The 19132-nt window shown below is 73.7% G+C and carries 18 protein-coding genes; 8 read left to right on the forward strand and 10 right to left on the reverse strand.

The window, feature by feature from the left end; all coding sequences use genetic code 11:
* Positions 1-15: 15 nt before the first annotated feature.
* A complete protein-coding gene (locus tag RM445_RS17250; RefSeq protein WP_311557515.1) occupies positions 16-1869 on the forward strand; it encodes a serine/threonine-protein kinase in 1854 nt (617 codons plus the stop codon).
* Positions 1866-3152, forward strand: a complete 1287-nt coding sequence (locus tag RM445_RS17255; RefSeq protein WP_311557516.1) for a heparan-alpha-glucosaminide N-acetyltransferase domain-containing protein — start codon at positions 1866-1868, stop codon at positions 3150-3152. The genes RM445_RS17250 and RM445_RS17255 overlap by 4 nt, the downstream gene beginning before the upstream one ends.
* A gap of 15 nt (positions 3153-3167) precedes the next feature.
* Here the strand turns inward: RM445_RS17255 and RM445_RS17260 are convergent, their stop codons facing one another.
* The 3 genes from RM445_RS17260 to RM445_RS17270 all read right to left on the reverse strand — a co-directional run bounded on the left by RM445_RS17260 (position 3168) and on the right by RM445_RS17270 (position 5512).
* Positions 3168-3926, reverse strand: coding sequence for a sulfite exporter TauE/SafE family protein (locus tag RM445_RS17260; RefSeq protein WP_311557518.1), 759 nt, complete (start codon positions 3924-3926; stop codon positions 3168-3170).
* Positions 3927-3945: 19 nt separating this feature from the next.
* Positions 3946-4911 carry a hypothetical protein gene (locus tag RM445_RS17265; protein WP_311557519.1) on the reverse strand — a complete coding sequence of 322 codons (966 nt, stop codon included), beginning with the start codon at positions 4909-4911 and terminating at the stop codon, positions 3946-3948.
* A 154-nt stretch (positions 4912-5065) separates the two neighbouring features.
* Positions 5066-5512, reverse strand: coding sequence for a deazaflavin-dependent nitroreductase (locus tag RM445_RS17270; RefSeq protein ID WP_311557521.1), 447 nt, complete (start codon positions 5510-5512; stop codon positions 5066-5068).
* Between the two features lie 184 nt (positions 5513-5696).
* Here RM445_RS17270 and RM445_RS17275 point away from each other — a divergent pair, with 184 nt between their 5' ends.
* On the forward strand, positions 5697-6113 hold the full coding sequence (locus RM445_RS17275; RefSeq protein ID WP_311557522.1) for a hypothetical protein: 417 nt from the start codon (positions 5697-5699) through the stop codon (positions 6111-6113).
* Positions 6114-6223: 110 nt separating this feature from the next.
* Here the strand turns inward: RM445_RS17275 and RM445_RS17280 are convergent, their stop codons facing one another.
* Positions 6224-6925 carry a sigma-70 RNA polymerase sigma factor region 4 domain-containing protein gene (locus RM445_RS17280; RefSeq protein WP_311557524.1) on the reverse strand — a complete coding sequence of 234 codons (702 nt, stop codon included), beginning with the start codon at positions 6923-6925 and terminating at the stop codon, positions 6224-6226.
* Positions 6926-7094: 169 nt separating this feature from the next.
* Here RM445_RS17280 and RM445_RS17285 point away from each other — a divergent pair, with 169 nt between their 5' ends.
* Positions 7095-7268, forward strand: coding sequence for a hypothetical protein (locus tag RM445_RS17285; protein WP_311557526.1), 174 nt, complete (start codon positions 7095-7097; stop codon positions 7266-7268).
* On the opposite strand, the gene RM445_RS17290 is transcribed toward RM445_RS17285, so the two are convergent.
* From RM445_RS17290 to RM445_RS17305, 4 genes are read right to left on the reverse strand one after another with little or no spacing between them, the layout of a single operon-like run.
* Positions 7258-8427: an N-acetylglucosamine-6-phosphate deacetylase gene (locus RM445_RS17290; RefSeq protein WP_311557527.1), complete on the reverse strand. Its 1170-nt coding sequence runs from the start codon at positions 8425-8427 to the stop codon at positions 7258-7260. The two genes, RM445_RS17285 and RM445_RS17290, sit on opposite strands and share 11 nt — an antisense overlap.
* A complete protein-coding gene (gene nagB, locus RM445_RS17295) occupies positions 8424-9221 on the reverse strand; it encodes a glucosamine-6-phosphate deaminase (protein WP_311557528.1) in 798 nt (265 codons plus the stop codon). Before nagB ends, RM445_RS17290 begins: the two co-directional genes overlap by 4 nt.
* 28 nt (positions 9222-9249) lie before the next feature.
* Positions 9250-10854: a PTS transporter subunit EIIC gene (locus tag RM445_RS17300; RefSeq protein WP_311557529.1), complete on the reverse strand. Its 1605-nt coding sequence runs from the start codon at positions 10852-10854 to the stop codon at positions 9250-9252.
* A 16-nt stretch (positions 10855-10870) separates the two neighbouring features.
* A complete protein-coding gene (locus RM445_RS17305; RefSeq protein ID WP_311557531.1) occupies positions 10871-11338 on the reverse strand; it encodes a PTS sugar transporter subunit IIA in 468 nt (155 codons plus the stop codon).
* Between the two features lie 97 nt (positions 11339-11435).
* On the opposite strand from RM445_RS17305, the gene RM445_RS17310 reads away from it, so the two are divergent.
* Together RM445_RS17310 and mshC are read left to right on the forward strand one after the other, a co-directional pair.
* Positions 11436-12089: an HAD family hydrolase gene (locus RM445_RS17310; RefSeq protein ID WP_311557532.1), complete on the forward strand. Its 654-nt coding sequence runs from the start codon at positions 11436-11438 to the stop codon at positions 12087-12089.
* Positions 12090-12119: 30 nt separating this feature from the next.
* Positions 12120-13346, forward strand: a complete 1227-nt coding sequence (mshC, locus tag RM445_RS17315; protein ID WP_311557534.1) for a cysteine--1-D-myo-inosityl 2-amino-2-deoxy-alpha-D-glucopyranoside ligase — start codon at positions 12120-12122, stop codon at positions 13344-13346.
* 85 nt (positions 13347-13431) lie between these two features.
* Here the strand turns inward: mshC and RM445_RS17320 are convergent, their stop codons facing one another.
* Both RM445_RS17320 and RM445_RS17325 read right to left on the reverse strand, forming a co-directional pair.
* Positions 13432-13608, reverse strand: a complete 177-nt coding sequence (locus RM445_RS17320; RefSeq protein WP_311557536.1) for a hypothetical protein — start codon at positions 13606-13608, stop codon at positions 13432-13434.
* A gap of 41 nt (positions 13609-13649) precedes the next feature.
* Positions 13650-14534 carry a PAC2 family protein gene (locus RM445_RS17325; RefSeq protein ID WP_311557537.1) on the reverse strand — a complete coding sequence of 295 codons (885 nt, stop codon included), beginning with the start codon at positions 14532-14534 and terminating at the stop codon, positions 13650-13652.
* Between the two features lie 94 nt (positions 14535-14628).
* On the opposite strand from RM445_RS17325, the gene metH reads away from it, so the two are divergent.
* Both metH and RM445_RS17335 read left to right on the forward strand, forming a co-directional pair.
* On the forward strand, positions 14629-18213 hold the full coding sequence (gene metH, locus RM445_RS17330) for a methionine synthase (protein WP_311557766.1): 3585 nt from the start codon (positions 14629-14631) through the stop codon (positions 18211-18213).
* 97 nt (positions 18214-18310) lie between these two features.
* Positions 18311-18973: an HAD family hydrolase gene (locus RM445_RS17335; RefSeq protein ID WP_397469347.1), complete on the forward strand. Its 663-nt coding sequence runs from the start codon at positions 18311-18313 to the stop codon at positions 18971-18973.
* The last annotated feature ends 159 nt before the right edge of the window (positions 18974-19132 follow it).

Below are 19132 nucleotides of genomic sequence, written 5' to 3' on the forward strand. Positions count from 1 at the left end.
GGGGGGAGGGCGGGAGTGGAGGCGCTCACCGCGCTGGTCGCAGGACTGCTCGCCGAGCTGCACCTGCTGACCGCCGACGCCGTGTGCCCGGGCGGGTGGCCGTGGGCGGTCTCGTTGATGGGTGTGGCGGTGGGCCTGCTGCCGGCCGCGGGTACCGCGGCGGTGGCGATCTGGCGTCGCCGGATCGGGTCGCGCTACGGGCCTGCCGAGTCGGTGGTGCTCGTCGGGGTGGGCGTGCTGGCCTGCGGGGTGCTGCCGCTGCTCGTGTTCCTGGCGACGGGCCGGGTGTTCGCCGCGGCGGCGGGCAGCGGGCCCGTGCCGGGCCTGACGTCCCGGCAGCTGCGTGATCTCGACTCGGCGGTGTGCGTCGTCGGCGCACAGAGCACCTACCTGGGCCGGGGCAGTGTCGCGGCGGCGTTCGGGGCGGACAGCTCGCTCCGCACCGGGCTGGCGCTGCTGGCGCTGATCGGTCTGCCGGCGGTGGCGGCCCTGTGCACGGCGGCGTCGGCGCGGCTGGCGCTGCGGCGCGGGCCGCGGTGGCCCGCACGGTTCTTCTGGTTGCCGGTGCTCGCGGTGGCGGCGCTGACGACGGACGTGCCCGCGGGGTCGGCGGCGCACCTGTGGCTCGGCGCCTCGGCGGGGGCGTTCCTCGGCATGCCGGCGGTGCTGTCGCTGGGGGCGCCGGGGTGGGCGGTCGTGCACCGGTCGGTGGCAGGTCCGCAGCCGGCTCCCGCCGGGCGGTCCGGGCAGGTCGTCCGCGCACCGTCCGGCTCCGTGGCACCGGTGGGCGGCACGGGCACGCAGCGCCGGCCCGGCGGGCTCGGCGACCGGCTCGCGGCGCGGTTCGCCGCCCGCGCCCCCGAGCCGGTGGTGGCGTCGCACCAGGAGTCCGGTCCGGTGGCGCCGCGCCCGCCGCGCCCGGCCGGTGGCGGCCCCACGCCGACACTGGTCGCGCCGGCCGGCACACCGGGTGCGGTGCCGGCGATCGGCGCGAACGCGGTGCCGCCTCGTCCCCGCACCGGCGGCCCGGCCCGCTTCCGGTTGGTGCGGCGCCTGGGCCAAGGAGGCTTCGGTCGGGTCTGGCTCGCCCACGACGCCCGCCTCGGGCACACCGTGGCGCTGAAGGCCGCCCACGTCCGCGACGCGGACACCGAGGAGCGGATCCGCCGCGAGGCCCACGCGCTGGCGATGGTGCGGCACCCGCACTGCGTCCAGATCCACGACCTGGTGCCCGCCGAGAGCGATCCGGGGCTCGCGGAGCTCGACGGCATGGTGATCGTGATGGAGTACGTGCGGGGTGAGTCGCTCGGTGAGCTCGTCCGCTCCCGCGGCACGTTCGACGACATCGCGGCGGCCCGCGTGTGGTCGACCATCGCCGGAGCGCTGGACGCGGCGCACAAGCGCGGGGTGCTGCACCGCGACGTCAAGCCGGGCAACATCGTCCTCGACGCCGACGGGCAGGCCCATCTGATCGACTTCGGGATCGCCCGCAAGACCGGTGACGCGACGCTGACCGCCACCGGGTTCGTGCTCGGCACACCGGACTTCCTGCCGCCGGAGGTGGCCGCCGGTGGCCGGGCCACCGCGGAGTCGGACGCCTGGCAGCTCGCGGCCACGGTCGGCTACGCGCTGTGTGGTCAGCCGCCGCGGGGCGACCACACCGACGCGGTGTCCGGGCTGCGGGCCGCGGCGCTGGGCGGCCCGCCGACGCACCTGCCGCGCCGATCGGCGCACCTGGCGCTGCTGCGCGCCGCGCTCGACGACGACCCGGCCCGGCGCCCGCCGTTGACGGCCGTGCACCGGGCGCTCGACGAGTGGTTGCGGTCGGTCGGGGCCCGCCCCGACGGCCCGGTGACGGTCGGCCGGTGACGGCACCGCACAGGCGGGGCCTCGGCGACGACCTCGCCACCACGGACCCGCTGCCGACGGTCGCGCACGGCCGGGGCGACGGCGGTCCCGCGGAGGTGGCACCGTCGAGCCCTCGGCACCGGGCGCAGCCGACGCCGGCCGAGGGTTCCCGCGCCGCGGTCCGGCGGCGGCTCGACGGGGTCGACGCAGCCCGCGCGCTCGCGTTGGCCGGGATGGCCTCGGTCCACATCCTGCCGGTGCGGACCGCCGCCGGTGCGGACACCGTCGCGGGTGCGATCGCGGGAGGCCGGGCGTCGGCGCTGTTCGCGGTGCTCGCGGGGGTCGGCGTCGCCCTCGCGTCCGGCGGACCGACGCCCGTCGGACGCGGGCGCCCCCACGCGGCCGCCGCCGCCGGGCTCCTGGTGCGCGGCCTGCTGGTGGCGCTGATCGGCCTGACGCTCGTGGCGCTGGACCCGCCCGTGGCGGTGATCCTCGCCTACTACGGCCTGCTGTTCTGGCTCGCGACACCGCTGCTGAGGCTGCGTGCGCCAGCGCTGGGCGCCCTGGCGGCCGTGTGGTGCGTGGCGGGACCGGTGGCGAGCCACCTGTTGCGCGCGGGCCGGGAGGCGGGCCCGGGCGACCAGCCGGGCGTCGCCGCCCTCGGCACACCGGGTGAGCTGCTGCGCGAGCTGACGCTGACCGGCTACTACCCGGTGCTGCCGTGGCTGACCTACCTGCTCGCCGGGATGGCGGTGGGTCGCCTGGACCTGCGCACGCCGCGGGTCGCGGCCGGGCTGGTCGGCGGTGGCGCCGGGCTGGCCGTCGCGGCGTGGGCGGGGTCGGCGCTGCTGCTGGGCACGGGCGGCGGTGCTGCGGCGCTCGGTCCGGACCTCACCCAGCGCCGCTACGGCACCGTCCCCACGGACAGCTGGTGGTGGCTCGCCGTGGAGGCCCCGCACACCGGCACGCCGTTCGACCTCGCGCACACCGTCGGCACCGCGCTCGCGGTGCTGGGCCTGATGCTCCTGCTGGCCCGCGCGGTCCCGCTGCTGGTGTGGCCGCTGGCGGCGGTCGGGGCGATGCCGCTGACCCTGTACACGCTGCACGTGACGGCGCTGTCCCTCGTCCCGGTGCAGCTGGTCCGGGCGGTCGGGGTGCCGGCGGGGACGCTGCTGGTGGTGCACCTGGTGGCCGCGCTGGTGATCGGTGTCGCGGTGCGCGCGGCCGGGCGACGCGGACCGCTGGAGGCCGGGGTGCGCGCCGTGTCGGGCCGGGTGCGGCGGGCGGTGGCCGGGGCCGGGTGACCCCGGCCCGGTCGCTCAGAGCAGGCCGAAGCCGATCGCGGCGGCGAGCCCGAGGCCGGCGATCCCGATCCCGATCCGCAGCGCCGTCGCCGGCAGTCGGCGGGCGATCGCGGGGCCCAGCACGGCGCCGACCAGCAGTCCGGCCGCCAGGGGGGCCACGGCGGCCCAGTCGACCGGTCCGACGGCGACGAACCCGATCGCGGCCGCGGCGTTCGCCAGGCCGAGGAGCACGTTCTTGAGCGCGTTGCCCTGCAGCAGCGACACGGGCAGGCCCACGAGCAGCAGCGCGAGCATCAGCACCCCGGCGGCGGCACCGAAGTAGCCGCCGTACACGGACACGGCGAACAGGCCGACCGTCGTCGTCAGATGGTCCCGCCGCGGGTCGGCGGTCCGGCGCTCCGCGGCGCGGCGGATCCGGGGCTGCAGGAGCAGCACCACCGACGCCGCGGCGATCAGCCACGGGACCACCGCTTCGAACACGCCCGGCGGGGCCAGCAGGAGCAGGGCTGCCCCGGTCGCGCCGCCGAGCAGCACGACCACGGCGAACCGGCGCACGGTGGGCCTCTGCCCGATGAGCTCGGTCCGGCTGCCCAGGGCCGCGCCGATCGAGGTGGCGGTGAGCGCCACGGTGTTGGTGACGTTGGCGGCCAGCGGGGGAAGGCCCGCGGCGAGCAGCGCCGGGTAGGAGAACAGCGACGCCAGCCCGGCGATGGTGCCCGACAGCCCGGCGGCGAACCCCGCGACGAGCAGCAGGAACGCGGTGACCGCCGTCACGGCGTGCGGCGCCGCGTGCTCATCGCGCGGCGCGGCGGGTGAGCACGACCGCGGCGCCGACCAGGGCCAGTCCGACGGCGAGGATCCCCACCAGGGGGCCGAGGCGGGCGTCGAACAGCTCCGCGACGGCAAGCGGCACCGACACGAACACCCCGCCGATCCCGACCGCGGCGACCCACGGGTTCCGGGTCCGCACCCCGGCGACCACCAGCGCGGCGGCGCCGAGCGAGCCGACGACCAGCCAGCCGGCGCGCCCGCTCTGGGCGAACAGGGGGCCGATGACGACGGCGAGGGCGCCGAGCACCCAGCCCGGAGCGGCGGGCGTCCAGATACCGGCCGGCCCGTCGTCCGGCTTGTGCTTCGCTCCGGGGAAGGCCGAGGCGGCCAGCCACGCCAGCCCGAAGCCCCACAGCAGCGGCCCGCCCCAGTCGAAGCTGCCGTCGCCGATCCGGTCGAGGGCGGTCAGCAGGGTCGCGGCGGCCGCGAGGAACGTGGCGATGTGCTGGAGCACCGCCGGGCGGAGCCACCACAGCACGGCGGCGACCACCAGGGCGGCGACCGCGGCGGCCAGGGCGGAGGTCCCCGGTTCGGCGAGGCCCAGGTCGTCGGCGGCGACCCCGGCGGTCGCGGCGACGGCGATCACGGCCGCGGCCCACAGGAATCCGCCGAGCCGCCCGGGGGCACCGTCGCGCCCGCCCAGGGCAGCCCCGGCGCCGAGACAGGCGACGGCGACGGCGCCCAGCAGCAGCACCCTCGGCCACGGCCCGAGCTCGTCCCACAGCTCGGCGCCGAGGAACAGGGCCGCGACGACGGCCAACGCGCCCCCGACGTAGCCGAGGACCTCGGCGATCACCGCCCCGCGCCGGGCTCCGGGGGCCGGCTGCGCGTCGAGGGCGAAGACGGCATCGGCCTGGTAGGTGCTGAGGATGCCGACGGCGACGGCCCGGTCGAGCAGGTCACGCAGCGGCTGTGCCGGCGTCGGCATGCGTCGTCCTTCCGCGTCGTCCCGCCACTCGGCCTGATCCGTGCGGAAGCCGGGCGAGGTTACCGCTCCGCCCGGCCGCGAGGTGCCCGTCCGCGATGCAGGAAAGCCACGTTCCTGCAACGTCATGGCATGAAAGTGGCTTTCCTGCAACGACTCACGGGGTGTCCAGCCGGAAGACCGCGCACCGTCCAGCCAGCGCGGCGAAGGTGTCGGGTTCCAGGTCGGGTACGACGCCGCCGTCCTTCATGATCTTCGCCCCCTGCGGGATGCGGGCCGGCCAGGCGCGCAGCACCGGTTCGGCGTCGGTGAGGGAGAGCTCGACGAGCCGCACCCGCTCGTTGCGTTTGCCGACCGTGAGGATGCCGACCCCGGCGGCGCGGGCGTTGGCGGCCCAGTCGGCGCCGGGCCAGCCGGCGAGCAGGTAGCGGTGCCCGTCGAGGTCCAGCACGGACACCGGGGTGTGGCGGAGCTTGCCGGTCTTGCGGCCGGGCAGGACGAGGACGGGCAGCTCGCGGGTCCAGCCGAGGCCGAGGCGCCGCGCGACGAGCAGCACGGCGTTCATCGGCTTGAGCCAGCGGGGCGGGGCGACCTTCTCGGGCATCGACATCCCTTCACAGGTGGCGGTGGCCCACCACGGTACTCAAACTTGAGCAGAACCGTCGGCCACGTCCGGCCGGCTTCCCGGCCATCCGGAGAGTGGGCCGTGTGGGGGCTCCGCCGACTTTGCCGCGCTGTTACCGTCCGGACATGCGCCCACCTGCGGCAATGCCTGGGGCCCGTGGGACGTGACCAGCCTCCGAAGGGCCCGGCTGCTCGTCGCCGGCGCGGCCGTGGCAGCCGCCGCGTCGTCCGTCTTCCTGGCCCTGCTCACGGCCGCGCTCCTTGCCGAGCGGGGCGAAGGCCTTGCGGTGGCGTACGGGTCGGCCGCGTTCGGCGCGGCCGGCCTCGCGGTCGGGCTCCTCGTGCTCGCCCGCGCGGGAGCCGTGGCACGGACCGACCCCGCGCGTGGCCGGGCGCTGTGCATCCGCTGCTGCGTCTGGGCGCTGTTCGCGGTGCTCGCGGTCTTCATCGTCGGCGGCGTCGCGGGCTACCTGACGCGCGCGGCTGCGCCGATATGGGGGAGCACAGTGGCCGGGGTCCTGCTGATCGCCCTCGTCGGTCTGGCGGCCCGGCAGCGTGTCGTGCTGCAGATCTACCGGTGAGCTGTTCCGGGTTACGCCGCTTGTCAGCCAGGGTTGAACGAGACGGCGCACATGCCGAACGGGCTGGGTAGCCGCGCGCGTCCGGCGCCGAATTCGGCGGCGTAGCACTCTCAGGGCGTCCCGCCGTCGGCCGGCGCCCCGGTGAACGCCGCGTCGACCTTCGTGTTCGCGGCGGCCAGCAGCCGGCGGAACTGCGCCGGGGTGTGCCCCGTCCGGCGCGCGCCGGCATCGACCGATCCGGTCACGCGGAAGGCGGTGAACACTCGCCGTTCCTCGGGGTCGAGTCCCACCCAGGTCTCGATCCGGGCGAGTGCGCGTTGCCGGTCCTTGCGGATGGCCGCGTGGCTGCGCCCGGCCAGGCCCGCGAACTCGCGCAACGACACCTCCAGCCCGGAGCACTCGCCCAGCACGACCTGCACCTGGTGGCGGTTGAGCCCGACCCGCTCCAGGAAGCCCGCGTCGACGCTGCTCGCCTCGGCAGGCTGCGTGCCGGAGGCGTGGGTGTCCGCCTCGGCGAGCAGCGCGTCGACCTCGTCGTTGTCGATCCGCTCCCCGCCGTCGTGCCGCCGCTGTCGCGCCAGCTCGCTCGCCGCCCACTCGATGCGCTGCGCCAGCCAGGTCCGCAGGCCGTCGTTGGTCAGGTCGGCGACGGTGCGCGACCGCAGCAGGCGCAGCCAGGTCACCTGCAGGATGTCTTCGGCTTCGAGCTTGTACCGGCGTGCGGCGCGCCGGCTCCGGTCGCGCATCCACTGCGCGGAGCCGGAGAGCAACGCCTTGACCGCCGCTCTGTGCTCCTCCGAGCCGGGCTCCACCACACCCTCATCTTTCCCGCCCGGCGCCCGTCCGGCACGTGATCGACAGGCGTTACGGCGCACCGCCGCGCGGATGTGACACGAGCGGGTGTCACAGTTCCCGGGCCGGCCGTCCTATCTCGGGGTAGAGCGGTCCGAGGGGGACCGCCCGACTCCCCACGGTGACGCCATGAACACTCTCTCCGCGAACTTCCCCGAGGTGGCGCTCCTGCTGGCACTCGTGCTCTCGGTGCTGTGCTGGCGGGTGATCTCCATGATTCTGACGGCGCTGGCGGTCGGTTTCGTCCTGCTCGTCATGGTGGGCATGGCCGGCTACGGCATGTTTCAGATGCTCATGCACTGACTGCGGCGCCGCCGACGACGACGTCGGCGACGCGGAGGTCGGCGTCCAGCACCACGAAGTCGGCCCGCCTCCCGGTCTCGAGGCTGCCGATGTCGGTGCGCCGCAGCACACGGGCCGGGATGGTCGCGGTCTGCCGGGCGGCATGCACCAGGGCCTCGGCGGTCGGCGGCGCCGAGACCTCGGCGTCTGATTCTCTTGGCGCCCACGCGTGCACCGCCCGCCGGAACAGCTGGTCCATCGTGGTGGTGCTGCCGGCGATCGTCGGGGTGCCGGCGATGCGCGCCACTCCGTCCACGACGTCGACGGCCATCTGGCCCAGCCGGTAGCGGCCGTCACCGAGCCCGGCGGCGGCCATGGCGTCGGTGACCAGTGCGACCCGGTCGGGGCCGGCGGTGCGGGTGACGTAGCGGTAGAGGGCGGGGTCGAGGTGGGTGCCGTCGGCGATGAGCTCGACGGTGACCCGCTCGTCGCCGAGCAGCGCGATGATCGGGCCGGGGTCGCGGTGGTGGATGGGCCGCATCGCGTTGAACAGGTGCGTGGCCACCCGGGCACCGGCGTCGACCGCCTGCTGCGCGACCGCGAACGAGCAGTCGGTGTGCCCGACCGCCGCGATCACGCCGGCGTCGGCGAGCCGACGGATCGCGGCCGGACCGCCCGCCAGCTCGGGCGCGATCGTGACCATGGCGATCGCCCCGTCCGCGACGGTCAGCAGCCGGTCGATCTCGCCGGGGTCGGGGTCCCGGAGCTCACGGGGGTCGTGGGCCCCGCAGCGGTGCGGGCTGATCCAGGGGCCTTCCAGGTGGATGCCGGCCACCACGCCGTCGCGGTACAGGTCGGCGAGCATCGACACCGAGGCCAGCAGCTCGTCGGCGCCTGCGGTGACCAGGCTCGCCATCGTGGTGGTGGTGCCGTGCCGCCGGTTCGCCTGGACGGCCTGCAGCACCGACGCAGGGTCCCCGGAGGTGAACGAGCCTCCGCCCCCGCCGTGGACGTGGATGTCGACGAAGCCCGGCACCAGCGTCGCGTCGCCGTAGTCGTGGTCCGGCCGCTCGGGACGACCGGCCCCCACCCCGGTGATCAGCCCGTGCTCGACGCTGATCCATCCGGGTGCGTGCACGACGGCGTCGGCGACCACCCGGGCCGCCGTGACGACGGTCATCCGCGGGGTGTCTCGAACCGCTGCCAGGCGGGGCGGTTGGCGAAGGTGTAGCGGTAGTAGTCGGCCAGGGTGAGCCGGCTCGCCGCCGCCTCGTCGACGATCACGTTGGCGTCGCGGTGGAGCTGCAACGCCGATCCCGGGCACATGCTGCTGACCGGCCCCTCGACCATCTTCGCCACGGCGTCGGCCTTGGTCTCTCCCTGGGCGACGAGGACCAGCGTCGTCGCGTCCAGGATCGTGCCGAGGCCCTGGGTCAGGCAGTGGGTCGGGACCTGCTCGGGCGAGTCGAAGAACCGCGCGTTGTCCGCGCGGGTCTGCGGGGCGAGCGTCTTGATCCGGGTCCGCGACGCGAACGAGGACGTCGGCTCGTTGAACCCGATGTGCCCGTTGGCCCCGATGCCCAGGATCTGCAGGGCCACCGGCCCGGTCTCGGCGATCTGTGCCTCGTAGGCCTCGCAGGCCGCCGCCACGTCGGCGGCGGAGCCGTCCGGGACGTGGACATTCGACGGATCCATGCCGAGCGGCTCGACCACGTCCCGCATGAGCACTGACCGGTAGCTCTCCGGGTGCTCCGGCGGCAGCCCGACGTACTCGTCGAGCGCGAAGGCCCGCACCTGCGAGCAGTCGAGCCCTTCCTCGGCAACCTGGCGGGCCAGCTCCGCGTAGATGGCCAGCGGGGACGACCCGGTAGCCAGGCCGAGGACGGTGTCGGGCCGGCCGCGGACCAGATGGCCGATCTTGGCGGCGGCCAGGCGGCCGACCTCGGCCGGCGTCGGGACGATGACGACCTGCATGTGCCTCCCTCGGGGACGCTCGCAGACCTTAGAGGACGTCGGTGATCTGGTTCTTGAGCGCCTCGGCCTGGGTGCCGAAGACCGCCTGGACGTTGTTGCCGACCTCGATCACGCCGGCGGCGCCGAGCGCCTTGAGGCGGCCCCGGTCGACCTTGTCCTTGTCGGCGACCTCCATCCGGAGCCGGGTGATGCAGGCGTCGACGTTGACCAGGTTCTCCCGCCCCCCGAACGCGGCGATGAGCTGCTCCGCCTTGCTCTCGGGCTTGCTCTCGGCCGCCACCGAGGTCGGCGCCGAGGCCGGCGCCGGTGTCGTCAGCACCGCGCCCGCTCCGCCGGTCCCGCCGGCCGCGAGCATCGGCGCGGCGGCGTCGTCGGTCAGGTTCGCCTGCTGCTCCGCCTCGAACTCCGCCTCGTCCTCCCGGCCCGGGGTCCGCATGTTCCACTTCTTGATCGCGAACCGGAACAGCAAGTAGTAGACGACGAAGAACACCACGCCCATCACGAGCAGCAGCGGGATGTTGCGGGCCGCGGGCGCCGTGCTGTACAGCAGCAGGTCGATCAGACCGGCGGAGAACGAGAACCCGAGGTGGATGTCGAGCAGGTAGGCCACCGCCAGCGACAGCCCGGTCAGCACCGCGTGGATGACGTACAGCGGGAACGCGACGAACATGAAGGCGAACTCGAGCGGCTCGGTCACCCCGGTGAGGAACGCCGTCAGTCCGGCGGCCGAGAGGATGCCCAGCGCGAGTTTGCGCTGCCCGGGCCGGGCGGCGTGGATCATGGCGAGCGCCGCGGCCGGCAGCCCGAACATGAGGATCGGGTAGAAGCCCGAGGTCAGGATGCCGGCTGTCGGGTCGCCGGCGGCGAACCGGGTGAGCTCGCCCGTGACGACCGAGCCGTCCGGCTTCTGGTAGCTGCCGTAGAGGAACCAGACGTAGGAGTTCAGGATGTGGTGCAGCCCGATCGGGATCAGCATCCGGTTGCCGAAGCCGTAGATGAAGGCGCCCAGCGCGCCTGCGCCCCCGATGAACTGTCCGAGTCCGGTCAGGCCCGCGTCGAACAGCGGGTAGAAGTAGCTGAGCAGGAAGCCGATCACCAGCGACGCGAGCGAGACCACGATGGGCACGAACCGGCGTCCGCCGAAGAACCCGAGGTAGGACGGCAGCGCGATGGTGTGGTAGCGGTCGAACAGCGCCGCGGTGACCAACCCGATGACGATGCCGGCGAACACGCTGTAGTTGATCTGCGCCTGTTCGCCGTTCTGGTTCACCTGCCCGGCGAGCACGATCGGCGACATCGCCTTGAACACGGCGGCCACGACGACGTAGCCGACCACCGCGGACAGCGCGGTCGACCCGTCGGCCTTCTTGGCGAACCCGATGGCCACGCCGACGGCGAACAGCAGCGGCAGGTTGTCGAACACGGCGCCGCCCGCGGCGCTCATCGCGTCGAAGAACGGCCCGATGACCGGCGCCGTGATCCCGCCGAGCAGATCGTCCTGGCCCAACCGGAGCAGGATGCCGGCGGCGGGAAGCACGGCGATGGGCAGCATGAGGCTCTTGCCGAGCCGCTGCAGCTGGGCGAACCCGGGGATCCGCAGCCCTGGCTTGCGTGACTCCGTCGTGCTGGTCATGGCACCTGCCTCTGAATCAGCCGTTGACGGTGAACAACGTGTCCGTCGGGGTCAGGTCGGCACCCGACCCCACCGCGCCGCTCAGCACGAGATCGGCGGCCTGCTTGTCCAGGGCGATGACCGGGACGATGGGGTTGCGCCCGGCGGCTTCGATCGCCGGCACGTCGTAGATGGTGACGGGCTGGCCGACCGTGAGCTCGTCGCCCTCGGTGACGAGGGTGGTGAACCCCTCGCCCTTGAGCTGCACCGTGTCGATGCCGAGGTGGACGAGCACGGCGACGCCTTCGGCGGTGAGGACGACGAAGGCGTGCGGGTAGAGCTTGAACAGCTTCCCGCTGACCGGCGCCACGACGTCCACCACCTCGCGGACCGGATCGACGGCGGCCCCGGGCCCGGTCATGAGCTGGGCGAACACGGGGTCGGGCACCTGTTCCATCGGAACCGCTCGACCTTTGACCGGGGCGAGAACGGGCGTCGCGCTCATACGGTGCTCCTCGGTCTTCTGATCGAACGTGTCGTACACCGATGATTCCGGACGCGTCAATATCACGATGCTGTGCGGGACGACGAGAGGGGACAGGATGCAGGCGGTGTTGCTCGACATGGACGGCACGCTGATCAGGAGTGAGCACGTCCATCGGGCCATCTGGCAGCGGTTCTTCACGGCGTGGCAGGTCGAGATGGACGACGAGCGCTACGCGGACGCCGTGATGGGCCGCCGAGCCCGGGACGTCCTCGCCCACCTCCCGGGGCCCTGGACGCCCGACGACCTCCCGGGAGCGCTCGCGTCGCTGGACGCCGACGTCGACGCCGCGGCCCGCGAGGTGACGGTGGTCGACGGGGCGGTCGCCCTGATCCGGGAGCTGGCTGCGCGCGGTCACCGGCTCGCGGTGGTCACCAGCGGGGGCCGGAGCTGGGCGGAGCGGGTGCTCGACGACGTCCTCGACGTCCGGGACGCGCTGGAGGTCGTCGTGACGGCCGAGGAGGTCGAGGTCGGCAAGCCGTCGCCGGAGGGCTATCTGACGGCGTGCCGCCGGCTCGGGGTCGCTCCGGCCGGTTGTGCGGCCGTCGAGGACGCGCCGTCGGGCGTGCGGGCGCTCGTCGCCGCCGGCGTGGGACGGATCGTCGGGGTCTCCACGACGTCGTTGGCGACGGCGCTGCGGGCCGCCGGGGCCATGGAGGTCGTCCCGGACCTGCGCCCGGCGCTGGCGCTGCCGGCGCTGGGCCTGAGCTGAAACCGGTCGGCCTCACGTAGGTTGGCGCACATGCACACCTGGGCCCCGGTCGACCTTCCCCGGCTCGAGGGCAGCGGGCCGCCGCTGCGCCTGCACGACACGTCCACCGGCGAGGTCCAAGCCACCGATCCCGGGCCCACCGCTCTGATGTACGTCTGCGGGATCACCCCCTACGACGCCACCCACCTCGGCCACGCGGCGACCTACCTGGCCTTCGACCTGGTCAACCGGTACTGGCGCGACCTCGGCCACGATGTCCACTACGTCCAGAACATCACCGACATCGACGACCCGCTGCTGGAGCGCGCCGCCCGCGACCACGACGACTGGGTGGTCCTCGGCATGCGCGAGACCGCGCTGTTCCGCGAAGACATGGAGGCGCTGCGGGTGGTGCCGCCGCGGCACTACATCGGCGCGGTCGAGGCCATGGGGGAGATCGCCGAGCTGGTCGGCAAGCTGCTGGCCGAGGGCGCGGCCTACCGCGTCGACGACCCGCAGTACCCGGACGTGTACTTCGACAGCGCGTCGACCGGAAACTTCGGCTACGAGAGCCGCTACGACGAGGAGACGATGGTCCGGCTGTCGCGCGAGCGCGGCGGCGACCCGGACCGTCCGGGCAAGCGCCACCAGACGGACGCGCTCCTGTGGCGGACGGCCCGGGAGGGCGAGCCGTCGTGGGAGAGCGACCTCGGGCCGGGGCGCCCAGGCTGGCACGTCGAGTGCGCGGCGATCGCCCTGAACCGGCTGGGCCCGCAGATCGACCTCAACGGCGGCGGCTCGGACCTGATCTTTCCGCACCACGAGTGCGGCGCGGCGCACGCCGAGGCGCACACCGGCGTCCATCCGTTCGCGAAGCACTACGTGCACTCCGGCATGATCGGGCTCGACGGCGAGAAGATGAGCAAGAGCCGCGGGAACCTGGTGTTCGTCTCGAAGCTGCGCGCCCAGGGCGTCGACCCGAACGCGGTCCGGCTGGCCCTGTTCGCCGGGCACTATCGCAGCGACCGGCCGTGGACCGCCGACCTGCTCACCGCGGCGGAGCAGCGGATCGCCACGTGGCGCACCGCCGTCGCGCGCGACGCCGGCCCGGACGGGGCCGAGCTCGTCGCCCGCCTGCGCGAGCGCCTCGCCGACGACCTCGACACCGCGGGCGCGCTGGCGGCCGTCGACGCGTGGGCGGCGGGGGAGGGAACCGACGCGGCCGCGCCGGGGCTGGTCCGCGACGCGGTCGACGCGCTGCTCGGGGTCGCGCTGTAGGGCTCACACACAGGAAGCCGGGCCCGTACCACGGTCGTGACCTGTGGGCGAGCCCGGGTTCCTGGGTGTCGGCGGGCGCTGTGGCTCAGTCGGGCGGCTCGACGGACACGGGGTCGTCGTCGGTGACGTCCTCGTTCTCGGGCTCCTCGCGGCGGTCGATCTGCTCGCCCGTGGGCACCGGGTCGCCGACGATCTCGTCGACGTCGGGGGTGCCGGGCGGGCGCGGGGGATCGGTGGTGAGCTTGTCGTGGGATTCATTCATGCCGCCGACTACCCCGTCGCGGTCGTGCGGCCACACCGGGATCAGCCCCCGCCCTGCCCGCGGCGGCGCAGGTACCGCTCGAAGTCGGCCGCGATCTCGTCGCCGCTGGCTTTCGACAGGTCGTCGTCGTCGTCGGCCGCCTCGGCCTGCTCCTCGAGCTGGCGGACGTACTCGCGCACCTCGTCGTCGGCCTCCGCCATCTCGCTGACGGTGCGCTCCCACTCCTCGGCCTGCTCGGGCAGCGCCCCCAGCGGCACCTCCACGTCGAGGACCTCCTCGATGCGGTGCAGCAGAGCGACAGCGGCCTTCGGCACGCGGGCCTGCGAGACGTAGTGCGGCACGGACGCCCAGAACGAGATCGCCGGGATGCCGGCCTCGACGCAGGCGTTCTGGAAGACGCCGACGATCCCTGTGGGGCCCTGGTAGCTGGTGGGCTCGACACGCATCTCCGACGCCGAGACCGCGTCGTACGAGGTACCGCTGACGGGGGTGGGGCGGGTGTGCGGGGTGTCGGTCAGCAGAGCGCCCAGTGTGATGACCTTCGTCACGCCCAGCCGCTCGATGTGGCCGAGCAGCTCCGCGCAGAACGAGCGCCATCGCATGTTCGGCTCGATGCCGTTGACGAGCACCACGTGCCGCTCGGTGCCGGGGATCTGCGCGACCGACAGCCGGGTGGTCTGCCACTCGATGCGCCGGGTGATGCCGTCGGCCAGCTTCACGTGCGGCCGCGTGACCTGGAAGTCGTAGTAGTCCTCGGGGTCGATCGAGGCGAGCGGGGTGGCGTCCCAGGTGAGTTCGAGGTGCTCGAGCGCGGTGCTCGCGGCCTCCCCCGCGTCGTTCCAACCCTCGAACGCGGCGATCATCACCGGGTCGACGAGCGTGGGTACGGTGTCGTCGGGACCGGTGCTCGGCTCGCGTTCGGTCATCGGACCAGCCTACGGCGCCAGGCGTCCGGCGGAGGGACGGAGGTCCCGCCGGTAACCTTTCAGGGTGTCAGGCGAATCTCCCGACGTGCAGAAGCTGCAGTCCGACTCCCGCTTCCTCGACGTCCTCCACGAGCGTGTCATCGTCGCCGACGGTGCGATGGGCACCATGTTGCAGGACGCCGGCGACCGCGGCGACCTGGTGTTCGACGACTTCGCCGGCCTCGAGGGCTGCAACGAGATCCTCAACGCCACGCGCCCGGACGTCGTCGCGGCCATCCACCGCGCCTACTTCGCGGCCGGCACGGACGCCGTGGAGACCAACACCTTCGGCGCGAACCTGCCCAACCTCGCCGACTACGGCATCGCGGACCGGATCCGCGAGCTGGCCGAGAAGGGCGCGCGGATCGCCCGTGAGGTCGCCGACGACATGGCCGAGGCGGACCGGCCGCGGTTCGTCCTCGGCTCCGTCGGACCGGGCACGAAGCTGCCCACGCTGGGCCACGAGTCCTACGTCCGGCTGCGCGACGCGTACACCGAGTGCGGCCGCGGGCTGATCGCCGGCGGCAGCGACGCGCTGGTCGTCGAGACGTGCCAGGACCTGCTGCAGGCCAAGGCCGCCGTGCTCGGGCTCCAGGAGGCGATGCGCGCCGAGGGCCGGCACGTCCCGATCGTCGCCCACGTGACCGTCGAGACCACCGGCACGATGCTGCTCGGCAGCGAGATCGGGGCGGCGCTGACGGCGCTCGAGCCGCTGGGCGTCGACCTCATCGGGCTCAACTGCGCCACGGGCCCGGCGGAGATGAGCGAGCACCTGCGCACGCTCGCCAAGCACGCGCGGATCCCGCTGTCGGTGATGCCGAACGCCGGGCTGCCGGTGCTGGGCAAGCGCGGCGCGGAGTACCCGCTCACGCCGGACGAGCTGGCCGAGGCGCTCTCCGGGTTCGTCCGTGACTACGGGCTGCGGCTGGTCGGCGGCTGCTGCGGGACGACCCCGGCGCACGTCCGGGCCGTCGCCGACGCCATCCCGTCGGTCACCCCCGCACGGCGCCACCCGCGTCCGGAGCCGGGCGTCAGCTCGCTCTACGCCCCGGTGCCGTTCCGCCAGGACACCTCGGTGCTCATGGTGGGCGAGCGCACCAACGCCAACGGCAGCAAGGCCTTCCGCGAGGCGATGCTCGCGCAGCGCTGGGACGACTGCGTCGCGATGGCCCGCGACCAGACCCGCGACGGTGCGCACCTGATCGACCTCAACGTCGACTACGTGGGCCGCGACGGCGCCGCGGACATGGCGGAGCTGGCCGGCAGGCTGGCCACCGCGTCCACGCTGCCGATCATGCTCGACTCGACGGAGCCGGAGGTGCTGCGCGCCGGGCTGGAGCGCCTGGGCGGCCGGTCGATCGTCAACTCGGTGAACTACGAAGACGGCGACGGCCCCGAGTCGCGTTTCCAGCGGACGATGGCGCTGGTCCGCGAACACGGTGCGGCGGTCGTCGCGCTGTGCATCGACGAGGAGGGCCAGGCCCGCACCGCCGAGTGGAAGGTCCGGATCGCGGACCGGCTGATCCGCGACCTGACCACGAACCACGGCATGCACGTCGAGGACATCGTCGTCGACACCCTCACCTTCCCGATCACCACCGGGCAGGAGGAGGTCCGCCGCGACGCGCTGGAGACGATCGAGGCGATCCGCGAGCTCAAGCGCCGGCACTCGGGCGTGCAGACCACGCTGGGCATCTCGAACGTGTCGTTCGGGCTCAACGCCGCCGCCCGGCAGGTGCTGAACTCGGTGTTCCTGCACGAGTGCGTCAACGCCGGGCTGGACACCGCGATCGTGTCGGCGGCGAAGATCCTCCCTATGGCCAAGATCGACGACGAGCAGCGCTCGGTCGCGCTGGACCTCGTCTACGACCGCCGCCGTGCCGAATCTCCTACTGGCCCAGCCTACGACCCGCTCAACCGGTTCATGGAGTTGTTCGAGGGCGTCACCGCCGCGGCGGCGAAGGCCGGACGCGCCGAGGAGCTGGCCGCGCTGCCGCTGTTCGAGCGCCTGCAGCGGCGGATCGTCGACGGGGAGAAGAACGGGCTCGAGCAGGACCTGGACGCCGCGCTGGAGCAGCGGCCCGCCCTGGAGATCATCAATGACACGCTGCTGTCCGGCATGAAGACCGTCGGGGAGCTGTTCGGGTCGGGCCAGATGCAGCTGCCGTTCGTGCTGCAGTCCGCGGAGGTCATGAAGACCGCCGTGGCGCACCTCGAGCCGCACATGGAGAAGACCGACACCGAGGGCAAGGGCACGATCGTGCTGGCCACGGTCAAGGGCGACGTGCACGACATCGGCAAGAACCTCGTCGACATCATCCTGAGCAACAACGGCTACACGGTGGTCAACCTCGGCATCAAGCAGCCGATCTCGACCATCCTGAGCGCCGTCGAGGACCACCGCGCCGACGCCGTGGGCATGTCGGGCCTGTTGGTGAAGTCGACGGTGGTGATGAAGGAGAACCTGCAGGAGATGAACTCCCGCGGGATCGCCGCGAGGGTCCCGGTGCTCCTCGGCGGCGCGGCGCTGACCCGCTCGTACGTCGAGAACGACCTGTCCGACGTCTACGAGGGCCGCGTCGACTACGCCCGCGACGCCTTCGAGGGCCTGCGGCTGATGGACGCCACCATGGCGCGCGCCCGGGGCGCCGCTCCCGCGATCGACCCCGACGAGGAGGCCAAGCGGGCCCAGCGCAAGGCCCGGCACGACCGCTCGCAGCGGGTCGCGGCGAAGCGGCGGGCCGCCGAGGCCGAGACGGCCGGGCCCGTCCCGGACCGCTCGGAGGTCGCCCTGGACAACCCGATCCCGACCCCACCGTTCTGGGGCACCCGAGTGGTCAAGGGTCTCGCGGTGGCCGAGTACGCCGGGCTGGTCGACGAGCGGGCGCTGTTCCTCGGCCAGTGGGGGCTGCGCGGGGCCCGCGCCGGACAGGGGCCCTCCTACGAGGAGCTGGTGGAGACCGAGGGCCGGCCGCGGCTGCGGTACTGGCTGGACCGGCTGGCCACCGAGGGCGTGCTGTCGTCGGCCGCCCTCGTCTACGGCTACTTCCCGGCGGTCGCCGAGGGCGACTCGCTGGTGGTGCTCGACGAGGCGCGGCCGGACGCGGGGGAGCGGACGCGCTTCACCTTCCCGCGTCAGCGCCGCGACCGGCACCTGTGCCTGGCCGACTTCTGGCGCCCGCGGGAGCTGGCCGTCGCGCACGGCGAGGTCGACGTGCTGCCCCTGCACCTGGTGACCATGGGCCAGCCGATCGCGGACTACGCGAACGAGCTGTTCGCCAAGGACGCCTACCGCGACTACCTCGAGGTGCACGGCCTGGGTGTGCAGCTCACCGAGGCGCTGGCCGAGTACTGGCACCGGCGCATCCGCGAGGAGCTGACGTTCACGACCGGCTCCGTGGTCGCCGCCGAAGACCCCGCGGACGTCGAGGAGTACTTCAAGCTCGGCTACCGCGGCGCCCGCTACTCGCTCGGCTACGGTGCCTGCCCGAACCTCGACGACCGGACCAAGTTCGTCGACCTGCTGCAGCCCGGACGTATCGGCGTCGAGCTGTCCGAGGAGCTGCAGCTGCACCCCGAGCAGTCGACGGACGCGCTCGTGGCCCACCACCCGGAGGCCAAGTACTTCAATGCCGGCTGATTGCTCGCGCCCCTCGTGTCAGGAAGGCCACCTTCATGGCACCAGGCGTCCTGAAGGTGGCCTTCCTGACGTCCCGGCGGTCCTTCCCGCCGCCGTCCTGTGGGACATGGACGGCACGCTGATCGACTCCGAACGCCTGTGGGACGTCTCGCTGCGGGCGACGGCCCGCGAGCTCGGCGGCGAGCTGAGCGCCCGGGCGATCGCCTCGCTCGTCGGTGTCGACATCGACACGAGCATCGTCGTGTTGCTCGGCGACCTCGGCCTGCCCGCCACCCCCGACCGGATCGCGTGGACCTACGAACGCCTCGTCGAACTGACCGAGGAGCTGTTCCTCGCCGGCGACGTGGAGTGGCGCCCGGGTGCGCGGGCTGCGCTGCAGACCGTGCGCGACGCCGGGATCCCGACGGCGCTCGTGACGAACAGCCTGCGCCGCATCACCGAGCTCGCGCTCGAGGGCATCGGCCGCGAGTTCTTCGACGTCACCGTGTGCGGCGACGAGGTCGAGGCCGGCAAGCCCGCGCCCGATCCCTACCTGCGGGCCGCGGAGCTGCTCGACGTCCGGGCCGCGGCGTGCGTGGCCGTGGAGGACTCGCCGAACGGCGCGCTCGCCGCCGAACGGGCCGGCGCCGCGGTCCTCGTCGTGCCGTGCGACGTACCGGTGCCCGCCGGGCCGCGGCGCACGTTCCGGAACGATCTCGTCGGACTCACCGCGCGGGAACTCGGCGCGGTGTGGCGCACGGCGTCGGAGCGGGTCGCCTGATCGGGTGTCGCCGAGCCGGACCAGGAGACCGCTCGCCGTGGTCGAACGGTCGGCCGGAGGCGCCCGGCGGCGTATCGGCGCGTGTCGGTCCATCCGGCGCACACGACGGCCCGGCGGCCTCAGCGGACGCACCCCGACGGCAGGGTGACGCGCGCCACG

The organism is Pseudonocardia charpentierae (assembly GCF_031845345.1).
In the GTDB taxonomy this organism is placed as follows: Bacteria; Actinomycetota; Actinomycetes; order Mycobacteriales; family Pseudonocardiaceae; genus Pseudonocardia; species Pseudonocardia charpentierae.